Annotated in this window: 8 protein-coding genes; all 8 read left to right on the top strand. The window is 53.5% G+C overall.

Going from position 1 to position 18,747, the window contains the following annotated elements:
• Window positions 1-6: 6 nt before the first annotated feature.
• Window positions 7-5,919 (top strand): autotransporter-associated beta strand repeat-containing protein, encoded by a 5,913-nt coding sequence (locus tag IPK32_24885; protein MBK8095115.1) that lies wholly within the window; start codon window positions 7-9, stop codon window positions 5,917-5,919.
• Window positions 5,871-9,563, top strand: a complete 3,693-nt coding sequence (locus IPK32_24880; protein ID MBK8095114.1) for an autotransporter-associated beta strand repeat-containing protein — start codon at window positions 5,871-5,873, stop codon at window positions 9,561-9,563. The genes IPK32_24885 and IPK32_24880 overlap by 49 nt, the downstream gene beginning before the upstream one ends.
• Window positions 9,564-9,701: 138 nt before the next feature.
• Window positions 9,702-10,898 carry a Verru_Chthon cassette protein A gene (vccA, locus tag IPK32_24875; GenBank protein ID MBK8095113.1) on the top strand — a complete coding sequence of 399 codons (1,197 nt, stop codon included), beginning with the start codon at window positions 9,702-9,704 and terminating at the stop codon, window positions 10,896-10,898.
• 47 nt (window positions 10,899-10,945) lie between these two features.
• Window positions 10,946-14,698: a Verru_Chthon cassette protein A gene (gene vccA / locus IPK32_24870; GenBank protein ID MBK8095112.1), complete on the top strand. Its 3,753-nt coding sequence runs from the start codon at window positions 10,946-10,948 to the stop codon at window positions 14,696-14,698.
• A gap of 39 nt (window positions 14,699-14,737) precedes the next feature.
• Complete coding sequence (gene vccB, locus IPK32_24865; GenBank protein MBK8095111.1) at window positions 14,738-15,268, top strand: Verru_Chthon cassette protein B; 531 nt, start codon at window positions 14,738-14,740, stop codon at window positions 15,266-15,268.
• Window positions 15,269-15,278: 10 nt separating this feature from the next.
• Window positions 15,279-16,451 (top strand): Verru_Chthon cassette protein C, encoded by a 1,173-nt coding sequence (gene vccC, locus IPK32_24860; GenBank protein ID MBK8095110.1) that lies wholly within the window; start codon window positions 15,279-15,281, stop codon window positions 16,449-16,451.
• Window positions 16,451-17,218 carry a Verru_Chthon cassette protein D gene (gene vccD / locus IPK32_24855; GenBank protein MBK8095109.1) on the top strand — a complete coding sequence of 256 codons (768 nt, stop codon included), beginning with the start codon at window positions 16,451-16,453 and terminating at the stop codon, window positions 17,216-17,218. Before vccC ends, vccD begins: the two co-directional genes overlap by 1 nt.
• Before the next feature lie 51 nt (window positions 17,219-17,269).
• Window positions 17,270-18,727 (top strand): IMP dehydrogenase, encoded by a 1,458-nt coding sequence (gene guaB / locus IPK32_24850; protein MBK8095108.1) that lies wholly within the window; start codon window positions 17,270-17,272, stop codon window positions 18,725-18,727.
• Window positions 18,728-18,747 lie beyond the last annotated feature (20 nt).

The following is an 18,747-nucleotide window of genomic DNA, read 5'->3' as shown; positions in this document are numbered from 1 at the left end:
GGCAGTGTGGTCAATTACGGTGGTGGCTTCTCCGTGATCGATGGCGGCGTGACCATTTTCAGTGTCCCATCTAGCATCGGTGGCAGTGGATTGGTGGTCAAAGGTCTGGAAAACCTAACCACGGTGAACGTCCCTCAAGCCATGAACATCACCGCTGGTGGTATTACCGTTAAAGGCACCGGAGAAAGTACGATCAATGGGGCCAGTCTGAATTTGAGTGGTGTGGCTTCAGTCACTGGGCCCATCACCATCGCCGGAGGTGATCTAACCCTTTTTGGCAGAAATGGAGTCATCCGTGAGAACAGCACTGGTAGTATCCCCGTGATCCGAGTCACTGGTCACGGAAGCACGTCCGGCGGCAATCTTCTTCCTGGAATTGATATTCAAAATAGTGTCTCTGTTGATGGTGGTGGCCAGTTGGTGCATACCAGCAACGTCGCAAACCGCGTGCCGGACAACGTGCCGATCAGCCTCAATGCCGGACGCATCACGTACACGAATTTCGGTGTGGCTGGACAGGCAAGCAGTATCAATTTCTCTGAGACACTGGGTCCCGTGACGCTGGAGGGTGGCTCAAACTATATCGATAACTCCATGTTCAATGCCAATTCATCCCTTTTGAAGCTCTCCTCCCTGAGCCGTCAGGCTGGATCCACGGTTCTTTTTGATTCGTCAAATGGTGCGGTCATCCGAGTCAGTGGAGCAGCTAATACCAATGGCATTCTAGGAGGATGGGCCGTGCAATTAGCGGCGGGTGGTCTTTACGAGTGGGCGACGGTTGATGGTAGTGTGGGGAATGAAGGTAACATCATCCCGCTGACCAGTTATGTCACTGGTGCTTCAGGTTGGATTTCTACGAATAATGTCAAGATCACTTCGAACTACACGATTAACGGCAATACGATCAATTCGATCAACTTCCAAAACACTGGAGCCAATACCCTTTCTATCAGTGGTGGCAATGCTCTGGCCATCAACAGTGGTGGACTTCTTTCCTCCCGTGCAGGACATGTGATCAATGGAAATGGCATTCTTACCGCTGGAGCAGGCGGTGGTTATTCACTTAATGCGATCGTTGCTAACAGTGTTTTGAGTATCAATAGCGTCATCGCCAATAGTGGTGCGAACGCAGTGTCACTCGTGAAGAGTGGTGGTGGCACACTTTCTCTAAGCCCCACCAGTAATCGCAGCACAAACTACACATCGGGCAATCCCGTGGTGACTGTGAATGCTGGAGTGAGCAATCTTTACGTTGGTGCGGCGGTGTCTGGTGGCAGTATCCCTGCGGGCACCTACATCACCGCTATCGACCCCGCGACGAATCAGGTCACTCTCTCCCGCGCTCCATCTTCATTGGGTGCCAATGTGGGCATTAACTATGGCGTCTCAAACATCTTCACAGGCAAAGTTTATCTAAACGAAGGCACGTTGGAAATTAGCCGTGAGAATGCCCTGGGGGCCAATCCTGGTGCCTTTACGGCAGATCAGCTCTATCTGAGTGGTGGCCGTCTGCGTGTGACGCAGAGTTTCTCTTTCGATGATAGCAACCGGGGTATCACCATCGGTGCGACAGACGGATTTATCTCTGTAGTTGATGGGCGTAAGCTCACCATGGGAGCCACAAATACCATTGATGGTCGCCTGGGCCGTCTCATCTTCGCAGCTGATTCAGTTAATAGGGGCGTGCTCGAGATCGCTGGAAATAATGACCTCTCTGGTGGCCTAGAAACAAGTGGTGGTCTCACCACGTTAACAAACAACTACAGCACCACCTATACGGAGGGTGGCACCACTCTACAGTTACAGCCAGGTGTCGTCGGAGCTCTGGAAGTCGGCTCTACCGTCAGTAGCGTAGATGGATTTGGTATCGTTAGCGGAAGTGTCATCACCGCAATCGATCTGGCCAATAACCAAGTCACCATCTCGAAGCCCGTCACAGCTGATTCTGGCACGGCTGGCGTCAATTTGACCTATGGCGGCTTTAACGCCATGCGTTTAACGGGGGATAACACGATCGGCTACATCCGTGTGCTTGGCTCCATGGTTGACCTTCAGGGGAACAATACACTTTTGGAAGACATCCTGGTCAATTCGGGCACGCTGAAGCTTGGAAACCTGGGAAGTGGCACCAATGAATTCTCAGGCGTCTTGCGGCTTACCAGTGGAAATGTGGAATTCCACAGTGACACAGCGTTGACCTCCGCCACAGGGTATGCACTTTCAATGAACGGCGGTGTGGTCAATTTGAATGGGTATAGCACCACGGTGAACTCGCTCTCAGGAAATGGCACGATTACCAATAATGGTTCTGGTGCATCAACACTCACCGTCAATTCGGAAAGCAGCTTCAATTTCGCCGGTGCGCTCCGTGATACAGCTTCGACGAGTGGTGGCACACTTTCGGTTGTTAAAGAGGGGTCTGGAGTTCTGGGACTCACAGCTGCCAATAACTTCTACACCGGCCCTACCATCATTCGCGGTGGCGTGATTAATGTGAATAACTACGATTCAGGCAGTTTCCCCAGTGGTATCGGTGCCTCCTCCAAAAATCCATCCAACCTTGTGATGGATGGTGGCGGTCTGCGCTTCGTGAGCTCGGAAACTGCTTTGAGCGATCGTTCTTTTACTCTAGGCACCGGAGCAAATGCGGGTGGGATATACGCGGATGGCACCCGTCTCGGGGCGGTGATGCGTGTAGGCTACAATAGCAACAATCTTTCAGCGCCTGTGGCGTTCACTGGCATTGGAGATCGCACGCTCACTCTTGGTGGGGCAAATCGTGGAGAAAATATTTTTGACCTCGCTTTGGGCGATGGAATCGGTGGTTCCACCTCTCTGACAAAGACCGGCATAGGCTTGTGGAATCTCACTTCTGCTAATTCATATTCTGGGGAGACGATGGTTCTAGCAGGTACGCTGGCCGCAACAGTCGATGGGGCTTTCGGACAACTTGGTGGAGCGGGTGTGGTAGTCGCTGGTGGAGCCAATGGCTCTGCACTAGGTGGACTTAATGCTACGCTTGATCTGAGGAATGTGAACTACAATACTCTCGAGCAGCTTACTTTGGCTGGCGGCACCTTGGCCACTAGCACTGGAAATAGTTCTTGGGCTGGTTCAGTGCTCGTAAGTGCTAACTCAAACATCCTCGTGGAACAGGGATCGAAGCTCACCCTCACTGGTAGTTTTGCAGGTGGCGGAACCATCACTCAATTGGGTGAGGGCAGGCTGGTTCTCGCAGGCGTTACGGAAACCACTACGCGCAACAATTCCCCCACCACCTTCGTCCCGAGCCACACTGTCCAGGCGGGTACTTTGGAGCTGAACTACACGACAAACAATTCATCCAAGCTCTCCGATGTGGCTGCTCTAGTGCTCGGCGGTAGCAGACTTGGTGGTGCATTGGAACTGGTAGGTGGTAACCATGTTGAAATCGTTTCCGGCGTCACGGTGGCTGCTGGTGACAACAGCATCAGTCGTCCAAGCGGCACCTCCATCCTGCGTATGAACGGCATTTCAGTCCAAGCTAGTGGTAGCATCGACTTTAGTGCCAACGACATCGCCAGCACGGATACCAATAATGTGAACGGCATCCTTGGTGGCTGGGCTACAATCAATAAGAGCGACTGGGCGATGAAAAGCACCTACGATGAAGCAATTCTTGATACTGGAGTAACTACCGGTCAGGATAAGCTCATTCGTGCCTTTAATAATTATACCGATAGCAGCGTTCTCAATGATTGGGCCTATCCCACGATCGACAATAGTGGAGCCAACATGAATATCATCGGCCCTAGCACCCAGGAGAACCGCAGCCCGAACACGCTCCGCTTTGCGACGCAGAATGCCGCCGCTAACAACATGACCATCAACTTGGTGGGCACCAACACACTTCAAAGTGGTGCCATCCTAGTCTCCCCTACTATGGGTGGAGACTCCGCAATCCTGGGTGGTCTGGGCAGCATTACCGCAGGTGCGGGCGTCAATTCTGACCTCAAAATCTACCAAAATAACACGGCTGCTCCGATGGTCATCTCTGCCACCATCGCGAACCTTGCCCCTGCACCGGTAACAACTAGCTTTGCGAGTGGTACAACCTCGATCACAGGTGTAAATATTGCCAATTTGGCCCCAGGGCTGGCTGTGACAGGCACCGGTATCGCCACAAACACAACGATCAGCTCCATTACGGTGACTGATCCAGTGAATGGAATCGGCACGATCACTCTTAGTGCTGCCACGAATGCCACTGGCACAAGCCTCAACTTCACCCCGGTTTCAAATGGTCTTGACAAGAGCGGTCCCGGCAATCTCATCCTGACCGGGGCCAATACTTACACGGGAATTACGACCTTGAATGAGGGGGTGCTCACCGTGAAAAATCTCTCGGTCGAAGGTTTTGCCACCAATAGCGTCCTGAGCACCATCCGTGTTTCTACTGGCCGCACTGCGACTGTGGATGACACCACGGGGCTCACTTTTGGTCAGCTCGTTACAGGTAGCGGTCTGCCCGCAGTGACGACGCAGGCTACCACTGCTGCCTCGGGATCGACCACGCTCAGTGTAGGCTCTACTGCGGGTCTGCTCGTCGGTAGCCCCGTCACTGGCCCTGGCGTCCTTCCCGGAACGGTCATCACAGGCATCATTAATGGCACGCAGTTGCAAATCAATAATCCGACCTCTGCCTCCATCGGAGGTAGCCTGAGCTACGGTGGTGCCACCATCGCCTCCATCGGGGCGAATAACACCATCACGCTGACTACGGGTAGCACTCTCTCTACCACACAAGGCCTCACATATTCGTATGGATCTGTGACTCCAGTGCTCAATGGAACTCTGACTTCCACAACGACAAACAACAGCACCACTGTCACTGTTCTCTCCACGGCGGGTCTCTCACCTGGACAGCCTGTTTCAGGCGCCGGCATTCCTTCCGGAGCAGTCATCGAAACGATTATCGATGGCACCCGGTTCACAATGAACATCGATGCGAACGCATCTGGCACCAATGCGCTCACCTATGGCACATACACACCATTCAATGGCTCCCTGACTACGACGACAACCAGTGCCTCCCGCGTCGTGATGGCCAGTACGGCTGGTCTGACACTCGGCCAGACGGTCAGCGGCAACGGTATCCCTGCTGGTGCGACTATCGTGCGTATCGTGGACGAACATAATGTGGACCTCAGTCTGCCAGTCCTCAGCGCGGGCACGGATAATGCCACGTATTCCGCCAACGTAAATTTGGGCGGCACACAGACAGCGACGACAGTCGTGGGTAGCGCTACGCTGACTCTCTCTGCTCCACTTACAGGTGTGGCGCTCGGTCAAAAAATCACCGGCCCTGGCATTCCTGCTGGAGCCACGATTGAAGCCATCAATAGCCCCACAGAGATCATTCTCTCCTCTCCCGCAATCGTATCCGGAACTGGCTTGATGACTTTTGCTGACCAGACTAGCAACATAGGTGCCTCACGCAATGCTGCAGCCAATTTGGTCTTCAACAGCGGCGTATTCCAATACAACGGCACGAGCGCCGTTACAGATCGCGGCTTCACAGTCAACTCCGATGCCTATCTTGATATCGGAAACCCTCATACGCATCTCGTCATGGCTGGTAATTTTACCACGCCTTCCGCTGAAGATGATTACAGCATCTACAAGCTTGGTGGTGGCACGCTCGAGCTTCGTGGCGCTATTACACCCAATTCAGGTAGCTATGGCATTGCGAGCCTACATGTGCTCGATGGCACCCTTCGACTCAATCCAACGTTCAATGACCAATTTGTGCGCAGTGATGTGGGCTCATTGACCGTGGGCGGGGGGCTTTGGAAATTTATGGAGCGAATGATCGTAGTACCTCTCAGACAATGCTCGGCTCGTTACGAGTTACAGAGGGTGCATCGGAAATCAAAGTGACGAACCAGGGCACCTTCAATACGGTTCTCAATCTTCAGGACAGATTTGCTCCATCAAAGGTGTTCTTCGACAAAGCGAGCACGGTGCTTTTTAATGAAAATCATTCCGGTGAAGGTGGTTTCGCTGCCATTACCCTCGCCGGTCAATTCGGCGTAGATGTGCAGGTGGTACTGCCTCGCGCCACTTACAAGACATCGACAGATAATTATACTCCTGGGGTCAACTACTTTGCCTTCGTGGATGCCTCTGGTTACAATGTTGTCGCCTCGGACAACATCTCGATCGGTGGCACTAACGCTCACACGACCCAGGGGAATATTGCATTGTGGCAGCCTTACATGGAGGTTACGGATGGAGCTTTGAGCATTGACGCCTTCCGTGGAAATACGGCCTCAGGGGCCTCTGCCAGCACAATCCGCTTGTACAATAGCGATTTCTCTCGCTCAGCAGCCTTCACCGCCGGTAGCGCCACAGTTTCCGACATTGAAACAGATGGGCTCGTTGTCGGTCAGACTGTGCGCGGCGAGCTGAATATCCTCGATCCATCCATTACCTACACAATCCTCTCGATTGATCCGGTGAACGACACGGTGACGTTGAGCAGTCCTGCTTTACAGAGTTCTACCACAAAGAGACTCTATGCGTCTGCCCTCTCCCGCGCAGGCACCTTCGCTGCAAACAGCAACGTCGTCACAGGAGTCGATACCACTGGGCTAGAGGCAGGCATGATGGTCAGCACCACAGCCACCGCTCTGAATCCTGCTCAGACTTACACCATCGTGTCAGTCGATTCTACCAGTGGCAGTATTACCCTCAGTGGCAATGCTCTTTTCGCAGCTAGTGGTGCCTCTCTCCAAATTGACATACTCAATCGGAGCACGGTGAATATCACAGACACTCTCACTCTTACCAATGGCGCTATTCTCCAGACCACCCACGCCGGTCTGCATAACAACTCCTTCATTGGCGGCACACTCACTAGCGGTCTGAATAATTCCGACGGTGCCACCGCTGATCTGATCATCCATAACTGGAACCCCGCTCGCCCTCTCACCATTCAGTCAACGATCGCTGATAATGCCTCATCCGTTCGTGCCGTGAATCTGGTGCATACCGGAGATGGTACTACGGTGCTGGCAGGTGCCAATACCTACACAGGAAACACTTATCTCCAGGGTGGTGTCTTGAGGCTAGAATCCGCAGTCTCCCTCCCTTCAGACACCAGTGTCCGCCTTGATGGCGGTGTTCTCGGCATCAATACCATGTCAGCCACAGGACAGATCACGACCTTCAACCGTTCTTTGGGCACAGGTCCTGGACAAGTGAGCTGGACTAGTAGCGGTGGTTTTGCGGCCTATGGAGTGGACCGTACGGTGAACTTGGGTGGCAGCACCCCGGCTGCGACGCTGACATGGGGCTCTGGAGGCTTCGTGCCGGACAATGATCGTCTCATCCTCGGTGCGCAGGATGCAGATAAGACTCTGATTTTTGCCAACAGCATCGATCTCGGACGGAAATGCCGCATGGTCGATGTGATCTCAGGCCTTGGTGCACCTGGTACGGCTGATGCACGTATCACGGGCACCCTTACAAGTGATGGTGGCACCTTCATCAAGGTCGGCCTTGGCGTGTTGGAACTTCAGGCCAACAATACTGCACATACTGGCGGCTACGTGCTCGCTGAGGGCACTCTCGTGAGTCGGCAGAGTAACGCCTTTGGCGTTTCCCCGATTTCGGTAGCGACCACCACAGACACTCGCGCGACAGATGGAGCTACCGTATTGGAATTCCGTCCTACTGTTTCAGGTGTCATCTACAGCAACAACCTCACCTTTGGTTCAGCGAACCATGATGGAGTCAGTGTTCTACAGACGAATTTGAACGGCGCAACGTTCTCTGGTGATATCGCACTAGATCGCCCCGGTGGCAGGAATGTCCTGATGCAGACGGCCTCCACAAGCACCGTGAATCTGAGTGGCCTTGTGTCTGGCACAGGTGGCCTTACCATCAATGGTGGTGGCACTGTGGATCCAACCAATGCCGTCAACACCTTCGGCACCCTGACTGGTGCTTCTGGTGCAGCGGTCGATGGTGCTGTCATCATCCGCAATGGCACCCTGAGCCTTTCCACTCCCGGTGCGATTCCGACCACTGCGGTGCTGGAGATGGGCGATTCTGTTTCCGTCCTGTCCAGTGTGGCTTATGCGACGAATGGAGCTTCTGTTTTGGGTGTTGATCGTGACGGCGTCACTTACGCTGCGAACAATTCAGGAGCACTTGGAGGCGTGTTTGTCTCTGATAGCAACGGAGTCACCGTTTCCGATACGCCTCAAAGCGGCACTGGTGGTTTCTACAACCTCAGCAGCTCTCTCTTCGGTGTCACCTTCACCACGTCAAATATTGGCACTCGTATACTCGTCAAAGATGAGATCAACAACCCCGAGCGCAATGGCATTTACCAAATCACTCAGTTCAATGCGGATGGCACCATGAATCTCGGTCGCGTGACCGATTTCAATAGCTCAACCAATATGCTCTATGGATCGCAGGTGACTGTGACAGGCGGTGCTGCTGCTGGCACCTACTTCATGGCGGCTCCCTCTGTCACCAGCCCCAGCGCTGCTGGCACGGATCCTGTCCACTGGCTGGCAGATGCTACCGTGCAGAATGTGCGTCTTAGCGTCGCTTCCGGTGTGACCTCAGTGCCACAGGCAATCGACATCAATGGCAATGGCACTCTCGCTGGCACCACCACCATCTCCTCTGCCACTCCTGTCACGCTCTCCGGCCCCATTACCCTGCAAAATCAATATGCACTCACTGCTGACACGGCTGAGACGCTGCGTGTGGAATCCACCGCCACTGGTGCAGGCATCAGCTTCACAGGTATCATTTCCGAAGCTGTGCCACAATCCGGCTCTAACGACGTGTTGAGTATTATGAAAGTCGGAACAGGCACGGCCACTCTCGCCGCAGCCAATACCTACTCTGGCGGTACGACTGTCAACCAAGGCAGCCTCTTTGTCACCAATACCTCTGGCTCTGGCACGGGACAGGGCTCTGTCACGGTGCTCTCTGAAGCTACACTCGGCGGCAATGGTATTATTGCCCCTGCAGCAGGTGCGGACATCAATGTCAACTCGGGGGCTTTCCTCAGTGTCGGCACGGAGGGTTCGCTCACGGCGGAGACGCTCCAGATCAGCCTGCAAAACGGCAGCGATCTCAATCTTGCAGGCACCCTCAAGCTCGACCTGCTTCTCAATCAGGCTGGAAATACGCTCCCAGAGAACGATTTATTCAAGCTCACCACCACGGGCACTCAGACGGTGAACCTTACTGGTGCTACCCTGAAGGTTTCAGAAATCAATGGGCTCTCCCCTTCCACCTTTGTGAGTGGAGACTCCTGGAAGATCATCGACTGGGGCACAGTGAACCCCATAGGCCAGTTTACCGGACTGACAGGAACAATGGTCAATGACCCCAGCTATCTACCAGATCTCAGCTCTATCGGCCAGATGTGGGATATCAGTGCTCTTTATACGACAGGTGTCATTTTCGTGGCTCCTGAGCCTTCGCGGGTACTGATGTTCCTGTTTGGCTTTCTCGCCTTGGGCTTCCGCCGTCGTCGCCCCTCAAAAAGGTAAAAATCTACAGAGATTGAGCATTTATGTGACCATGGCGTCAAATCCATCATGTAAATACATAATAAATGCCTTGATCATTTTTCGCCAATTTCATACGCTCGCCATTAATTCCGCCAATAATTCTTTTATTTCGTCCTCATGAAACTCGCAACACTCCTCCGTTTGGCTCGCCGTGATCGTGGCATGGCTCTAGTCATTGTCATTTCGGCATTGGCGCTGATTTCCATCCTGATCATCGCCATCTTCTCAGTGACTCGCCGTGAATACAAGGCCACGCAGAGTTTTGTGAATGCCCGCTCGGCCAAACAGCTCGGTGATATGGCTACCGCTATCGTCACCGCTCAGATCCAGAATGGGCACAATACGGTGACTGGTGCCACTGGACGCACCATTCATGCCACTCAGCCTGGCATGGTTCGTAAATACAATTCGGATGGGTCATTCAATTCCGCCTACAAGCTCTATTCGAGTACACAGATGAAGGTCATTGGTGGAGACGAGGCCGTCCTTCTATCGCCGCCACACGTCACTCCATCTGCCTGGAACACTCAGCCTGCACGTTATGTCGATCTGAATGAGCCCGTCATTCGCCCTGGTAGTGCTGCCGCGGATGGTGACAGCGCTGGCTATGCTGTTTACTTTCCGATCATTGATCCTCGTGCTTTCTATAATTCTGGTAGTGGTGGCCAAAATGCTGCCTCCAATGGTGCGCCAGGTACGACTCAGATCGAGGGTTTTTCTTACGATAAAAAAACGGCGGAGTCAGGTTCTGGTGCCTCTCAGGACTATTCGGCAAGGACTACCACACCAGACGCCGCAGCTAACGCCGGAGATGTCCGCCTCCCCATGCCTGTGGAGTGGATGTACGTGCTTCAGGATGGCACTATGGGCTCCTTGGATGATAATAATACCTTCATCTCCGCTGGTGCAGCCCCGACACCGCAAAATCCGATCGTCGGGCGCATCGCCTTCTGGACAGACGACGAGTCCTGCAAAATCAACATCAATACCGCTTCGGAGCCAACCTTCGCCGCCTCTCCCTTCTATTACCATGAGCGTGATATGCGCTGGGCTCACTATCCAGGTGCTACTGGTGAGTACCAGCGTTACCCTGGCCACCCCGCCACTGTTGCTTTGAGTGCCGTCCTCGCTCCCTACTACACTTTGGACCCCATGTCCCCCGCTGTTGACGGACTCACTCAGTCACAGGTCGTGGAGATCAAAGAGAATATTTACGAGCTGCTACCGAAAGTGCACACGGGGGCTCCCTCTCTGGTACCCGCCCCTTCGTCACGGATACATTCCTCAATGAGAGTCAGGCCGCAAACCTGCTAGATGTTTCCGCAGCCCAAGATGAGCGACTCTTTGCGAGCGTCGATGAGATGCTTTTCAAAGACAATGATTTCAATGCCACCAATGGCCGTGTCCCTGCACGCTTCCTCATGCCAACTGGAAAAGCCATGTTCGATCATGATACCATCGAGCGGTCACGCTTCTTCCTCAGTGCACACAGTCGCTCCCCAGAGTTTTCCATTCATGGCCTGCCCCGTCTTTGCATGTGGCCTGTGCCAGATGAATCGCTTGGCAATGACAAAAGGACGAGCTTTGATAACATGATCGCTCTCTGTGGTACCATTCGCAGCACCAGCTCAGGCGGGCTCGCTGGGGGCTCACGTACCTACTTTTTCCGGCGTGCCTTCTCGGAGCACGGCAGTCATGACGTCACCGGCAGTGCAGCCGGTTACCCCTCCTCAGACACCCTCGGGCGTAATCAACAGCTCCTCAATTACCTCTCCACAGTGCTTAGTGATCTCGAATTCCCTGCCACCTCCAAGCTAAGTCAGGGCTCCGCAGGCTCCTTTGCCAATAAATACGGTTCCAAGAATGCCAACCAGCTTGCTATCCAGTTCTTCGACTACATCCGCTCAACGAACCTCTACGATGGCATCCTCGCCCGGAAAAACGACGCTAATTCGAAGTGGAATTCGCACAATGGTGATATCAAAACAGTATTAAGCGCAAGCGGCGACCAAACAGCTGGGCGCTACCTTTTACGTGAAGATCTGGTAAGGACCAAGCATACCTATACATCCCCGCGGAATTCAAAACCCCCAAGATCTCTCAATAATATCAACTCTCAGTTGGGGGATAACAATGAACGAGCTTCAGCTCAAGATACGGTGCCTGGCCATGGCCAGGTCAGCCCTGCCAAATGGGTAGCTCCAGATGGCTCTACCTACAAGGGTTTCGGACGTATGTTCACTCTATCTGAAATCGGTTTCCAGTTCATCTGCACCGCAGATGGTTTGAATGATATTGCTGCAAGTGAAAGCCTTGCTAGCTTCACTGGAGAGTATAAAGGCGGCGGCACTGCCCGCCGTCTTGATCCTCAGGTGGATACGGCGACGGGTGGGGATCCAGATGTCGCACCTGCAAACGCTTATCCCACGATGAATGTGCAGTCCACCGGGGGTGGGTCAGTCTGGTATTCGAATTTCCCACCGCTGAGTGAAGATTTCATCGAAACAGCGATGACATGGTATGGCTGTGATGCGCAAACTCCAGAGCTCCATCCTTCCCGCCATCCTGCCTTTGATCCTAAAAATTGGAACATGACCTTGGCTCAAAACACTCCGCTCGGCCCCAATGAAAAGCGAGTTCAGGTGCTCCTGTTATTGGAGACTTTCTGCCCCAGTCTCGGATGGACTCAGTTTAACCCTGAGTGGACCATTGTCCTTGATGGAACCACGATCGGTCAAATCCAGGTCAACGATGTCAAAATCTTTGATACCCAGGGTCCCGTCCCTGTGAAGTCTTACGGTAACATCTATCGTTCCGAAAACGTGCACCCCGTTGGGGGTCATGCTGGGCCTTCTGCTATCGCAGGTAATCGCCATGTCCGCGGCATCAGCCAAGGTGGCGGCAAAGTCTTGTTGCCCAGTGATCCTAACTATGACACCAACGTTGCTAGCGTTCATAGTGCCCTCCAGAACTACCCTCTGGTGAGTGATTTCATCACTGTCCCACGAGACCAACCCATGAATATCACCTTTCCCGGTGAACCATTAAAAATACAAATTTATGACACGCATGACTGGCAAAATGCCAATCCAGTCCAGACCATTTACATTAAAATGGACGGGCTTGCATCCCAGGTGCCCACGCCGCACTTGGTCGGCTCTACCTCCCCTATCGGAAATGGCAATACAGTCAAGCAGGGCGGCCCTGGAAACCCCACCTACCGTGTCACTACGGATAGTTTTGGCCGCAAAACAAGTTGGCGTGCCTTTCATGGTCCTCACTACTGGTGCGGGAACTTTCGTGGTGCTCTAGGCGTATTAGATGGTAGGTTTAATCCTAATTATGGTAAAGCAGATGAGGGGGCGTGGCTGGCACAGCCGACTTTACAAGACTACACACCTTATGATAAAGATAAAGGTGATACACCCGAAAGGCAGGCCCTCCGTGGGCGCCTCGACAACAGAGTAGACGGCGTAGGTATTCCCGGTGAGAATTGGAAGCAAGTCCCAATCATCGCCGACTCTACTTCCGACGTTATCAGAAGCATCGTTCCGGCTGTCGGTGACTATCGCATCATCGCTGCCATGGATGAGGTTCCTCCCTCCATGTGGATGCCGCATCCGCACTGGAGGTCGGGTTGGGACAATCTCCGCCAAGCCCATAGCTTCACTGGTCACAAGGCTAACTACGAGCCTGGCGCTCTATTTGCCGTGCAAATGAATTCGGATACCGACTGGGAGAGCAATACCTATTCCAATATGTATGATAAAGACCTTCAGTTAGTAGGTGGAGCCCGTCACGACATCGACAAAAACGGCAACGTGATGGATAAACAAAGCGGTAATCACCCTGATTTCCCGCCAGATCGCGACTGGGCAATCGCGGCAAACGCATTCGGCGATTTTGATGCAGGAATCTCAGACTCTCGCAATGGTCCTTACATCAACAAGCCGGACGAAGGGAACTTCTTCGCCGCTGATCAAACGCTTCTCGGTGTTAAGAAATTTTTCCGCTCTAGTTACTTTTTTGAGACTTATGAAAACGCAGAAGATTGGCGAAGCGGCATCTATATGACTCCCAATCGCCTAGTATCATCTCCTGCTATGTTCGGCTCTCTGCCCACGGGTGTATGGGGAGCGGGTAACGGCCATCCGCAGACCATGTCGAACATTGAATACGCTCCTTGGCAGACACTGCTCTACCGCCCGCATGCGGCCGTTTCTAACATCAGTCCTCCATCACAAAGTACTCATCCTGGTGCCTACGATCCCGCGGACCACTACACCATGGACCTATTCTTTATGCCCGTCGTGGAACCCTACGCTATCAGCGAGCCACTCTCGACTGCTGGTCGTATCAATATGAACTACCAGATTATGCCGTTCACCCATATTCGGCGTGCCACCGGTATGCACGCTGTGTTGAAGGGTGAGTTTATCACGGCCATTCCCCTGGAAGATGCCAATGCAGCCAAAGAATTCGCCAAAGGGGGGGGGGATCAAGGCTGGGGTAGCATTCTCTTTACAAAAGAAAAAACTACTGGCAAATATTGGCACCGACATGTGGATGCCGCTTCCACGCTGCGGCAGTTCGATCTTCGGTTTAACCATCAGGCTGGCACCTCTGCCAACTCCCAGGGCCTATTTCGCTCCGCTACACAGATTTGTGAGTTACACCTGATGCCCAAAAGCTACTCAGGTGCCACCAGTGCCAACGTTGCAGACCTCCGTAATGCCAGTAATCAGAGTCAGTTCGACCAGGAAATGGACAACTTCTGGGGTGCTCACCGTGTCACGGGCGATAACGTGCGTGAGCGGGCTTATGCTAACGTTTATGCCAAACTGACCACCCGTAGCAATACCTTCCGCGTCCACGTCCGCTCACAGACCCTCCGCAAAGCGCGGTCTGTCGCTCCTAATACCTTTGATCCTGATAAAGATGCCGTTGTAGGCGAATACCGTGGCTCCTACCTCCTTGAGCGCTACATTGACCCTAATGATGCTTCTAGTATTCCTGATTATGCGGCATCTGGCGGGCCATTCATCGACGGCAAAATGCCATTGGACACCTACTACCGCTTCAAGGTCCTGGAATCGAAGCGTTTCGCTCCCTAACGCCTTCTTTCCCTTCACCCGATCATTCTTGTCGTCGTCATGAAAACATCCTTTCAGCATCCAGGTCGCACCATTCAGGGCTTTTCACTCGTAGAAGTCGCTCTCGCCGTCGCCATTGCGGCTCTGGGTATCATCACTTGCCTAGGGCTCTTGCCGGAAGGGCTGGAGATGTCGCGAAAAACTGCCCAATTAGCCTTTAACAGCAACATCTTGGAGCAAATCATCCGTGACGCGGAAAACGCGAGTTGGCCAGTGGTCAAACCAAAGCACGGACTAGGTGCCTACCCCATGGAGACCGATGGTGCCGCCGCAGGAGGAGGCCTCACGAGCTTCTATTACGATTCCCAGGGAGTGCAGGTCGATGAGGATTCCAAGCAGATAGCCTACGTTGCCCAGATTGATTTTAATCAGAACTGTGCAATGCCTGGATCTACGACGCCAGATGAGGGCTTTCTCGCGAGGCTGGTGATCAAAGTGGCTAACACTTCTAGTACCGATTTCGAGTTCGCTCCAGAGGGGGAAGGCATCAGTTATATTACCTATCATCATCTCATCGCCAAAACACGATAACACAAATTCCATGTCATACCATAAAACCAACCTCGCCTTGACTAGGCATCATCGAAAGGGCTTTACCCTTGTCGAACTCATGGTTTCCGTCGCCATTTTGGTGATTTTGATGCTCGTGGTGTCCAACTTTATCGGCCTCGTGCAGCGTACTTGGGTCCGTGCCAATTCAAACACATCGCAGTTTCGTGAGGCTCGCCTCGCCTTTGACATTCTCACCAAAAATATCGGTCAAGCCACTCTAAACACATACTGGCAGGCTGACACCGACATCTCTGGTGATGCGGGATTGGGCACCGTGATTTATAGTGCAGACAATTTTAAGCGCCAATCCGAGCTCCAATTCGTCTGTGGTCCCTCAGTAGGTGGTGCAGGGGCTATCTTTGCAGCTGGAGCAGCAACAACTTATCCTGGTCACGCCGTGTTCTTTCAGGCACCTTTGGGTATCACCAGCCTCGTGGCAACTCCTGAAAATGATACGACAGCGAATACTCAGGGCATGGTAAATCTGCTCTGTGGCCGCGGATACTGGGTAGAGTGGGGAACAGACTCTTTTTTTAGACCCGCCTTCCTCGCTCAAAAAAATGTCCCTGTCCGCTCACGTTTTCGCCTCATGGAATACAGCCCCACCGCTGAACAAAATAGGATCTATGACGAAGCTTTGCGCCCTATCACAGAAAACTCTAAACAATGGTTTCTCTCCACAGACCCTGACGGTGGTGACGCAAGGGAGCAGGGAGTCGAAACTGAGGGCGAAACAGTAGCGACACGAGCATTCACCCGGCCAGTGGCTGAAAACATTCTGACTCTCATCATCTCCCCGCAAACGCACAGCATAGGTGCTGGCACGACTCCGACGACTGCCATCGCGCCAAGCTATGCATACGATTCCACGGCCATCGTCGGTCCCACTGCCGCAAATCCGCAGGGCGCACAGCACCTGCTCCCACCTCTGCTCAAAGTCACCATGGTGGCATTGGATGCACGCGGCGGGGAAACCCTTTCAATCCCGAACAACCCTATCCGTGACAAACTTACTGACGGAATGGCAAACTTGTTCACCACTGCCACATCATACGAGGACGACCTCAATAATACACTCATCCCGTTGCTCAATGAGAACAAGATAGCCTATCGCGTCTTCACCACCACAATTGCACTCAAGCAGGCGCGGTGGAGCAAGTAATGATCCAATCGTTTTCTCCCTTATTACCTTTCAGGCTTATGCAAACACACTTTCAAAAAGGACTACGCAGTGCCTTCACCTTGATCGAGACTTTGGTCGTTGTTTCTATCATCGTGCTAATTTTGACGCTCACCGCGCCATCCCTGTTCAGCACCATGAAGTCCACCAAGCTTAGTTCAGCTGGTGATAGCGTGCTCGGATACCTATCCGAAGCGCAACAGATGGCGGTGACAAACAACATCCCCATCGAAGTCCGCTTCTTTAAGTATTCTACGCCGCTTTCCCCCACTCCAGCTTTCCGTTCCCTCCAGATGTTCAAAATTCGCACTGGAAACGAAGTGGGTGGTACATTCGTTGAAGGGCAGTCTAGCGGAGGTGGAGCCTTTCAGGAAAAAGAAGAAGCTGTGGGACAGCTTTTGAAGGTGCCCGAAGGCATCATCATCGTTCACGATAGCACCGATTTGACGCCCATATTTGGCGCTAATGACTTCCCTGATCAAAAAACTGGCGGCGGCTCCTATTCTGGCCAGCAAAACGCCACCTATAATGCCCTGCGATTCTTCCCAGACAGCAGTTGCCGAGTCCTCACCGCCACAGCTGATGCGGGACTTGTGCTCACCTATCCTGCACTTCCACAATCTTGCCTCACCTTAGCTGCTGACAATGGCCAACAGATCACTGTGGATAATCTGCCCAAAAATTTCTACACCATCCAGGTGGACCCGTACACTGGCAAACTGCGCACTTACCGCCCTGGACAGTATTGATCTGGTTCGATTTTTCGCATGACAGTCGCTAGAAGGCCGCTTACCTGCGACATGGGTGATCTACCTTCTCTCGCTTTAAGTTTCGACGACGTCCTCCTCCTCCCGGCGCACAGTGATGTATTGCCTGGGGAGGTCAATGTGAGCACCAAGCTGGCTGCCATCGGCCTCAATGTGCCCATCCTCTCCTCTGCTATGGATACCGTGACGGAGTCCGAGCTCGCCATCGCTCTCGCACGCGAAGGGGGACTCGGTGTCATCCACCGGAATATGCCCATTGATCAGCAGGCTGACCAAGTCGCACGCGTGAAGCGCAGTGAGAATACGGTCATCCAGAATCCGCACACAGCTACACCGGAAACTCGTCTCGGTGATCTGCATCGTCTCATGCATGAAAAGGGTGTTAGCGGTTTTCCCGTCGTCGAAAAGGATGGGAAACTTGTCGGCATGGTTACGAGTCGTGACCTCTGGTACATTGAGGACGAAAACACGCCTGTTTCCGCCGTCATGACCCCTTGCTCGCGCCTCGCCACAGGCACTCCGCAGACGAGCTTCGAGGACGCACTGAAAATCATCTACACGCATCGCATCGAGAAGCTCCCGCTCGTCGATGCCAATGGGAAGCTCGCTGGCCTCATCACCAAGCAGGACATCATCAAGCGCCAGACCTTTAAACAAGCTGCCAAGGACACCAATGGCCAGCTTCGCGTCGGTGCCGCAGTCGGTGTGGGGGATGATTGCATCGACCGTGGCAAAGCGCTCCTCGCCGCCGGTGCAGATGCCATTTTCATTGATGCTGCCACCGGCCATACCAGTCGCGTCATGAGCGTCATCGCTCGCTTGCGTGAAAACCTCGGCGCAGATGTGCCCATCGTTGCTGGAAATGTCGTCACCGCAGATGGAGCACGCGATTTGATGAAAGCTGGTGTCTCCGCCATCAAAGTCGGTGTTGGCCCAGGCTCTATCTGCACCACTCGCATCATCTCCGGCGTCGGCATGGCTCAGTTCAGTGCCGTCCAGGAGGTCGCAGAGGTTTGCAGACCCGCTGGCGTCACTGTGATCGCGGATGGCGGCATCCGGTATTCGGGCGATATCGTCAAGGCTCTCGCTGGAGGCGCAGATCTCGTCATGCTCGGCTCACTCCTCGCAGGTACCTCGGAAAGCCCTGGCAATATGGTCAAATGGCAGGGCCGTACCTTCAAGGAGTACCGCGGCATGGGTAGCCTCAAAGCCATGCGCAAAGGGGCAGGGGATCGCTATGGCCAGAACAGCTCTGGAAAGCTCGTCCCAGAAGGCGTTGAAGCTCGCGTACCCTTCAAAGGGCCTCTCGCAGACGTCGTCTTCCAGCTCATCGGTGGCCTGCGCAGTGGCATGGGCTATGTCGGGGCAAATACGCTCCCAGAGCTCCGAGCCAAAGCACGCTTTGTCCGCATCACAGCTGGTGGTCTCAAAGAAAGCCATCCGCATGATGTCGTCATCACCGAAGAGCCCGTGAACTACGAGCCGCATTGAGTCACGATAGTCGCTCTGAT

The sequence above is a fragment of the Verrucomicrobiaceae bacterium genome, assembly GCA_016713035.1.
Classification (GTDB): Bacteria; Verrucomicrobiota; Verrucomicrobiia; order Verrucomicrobiales; family Verrucomicrobiaceae; genus Prosthecobacter.
The sequence above is the reverse complement of the archived record's forward strand: the minus strand, read 5'-3'. Positions and strand labels throughout refer to the sequence as shown.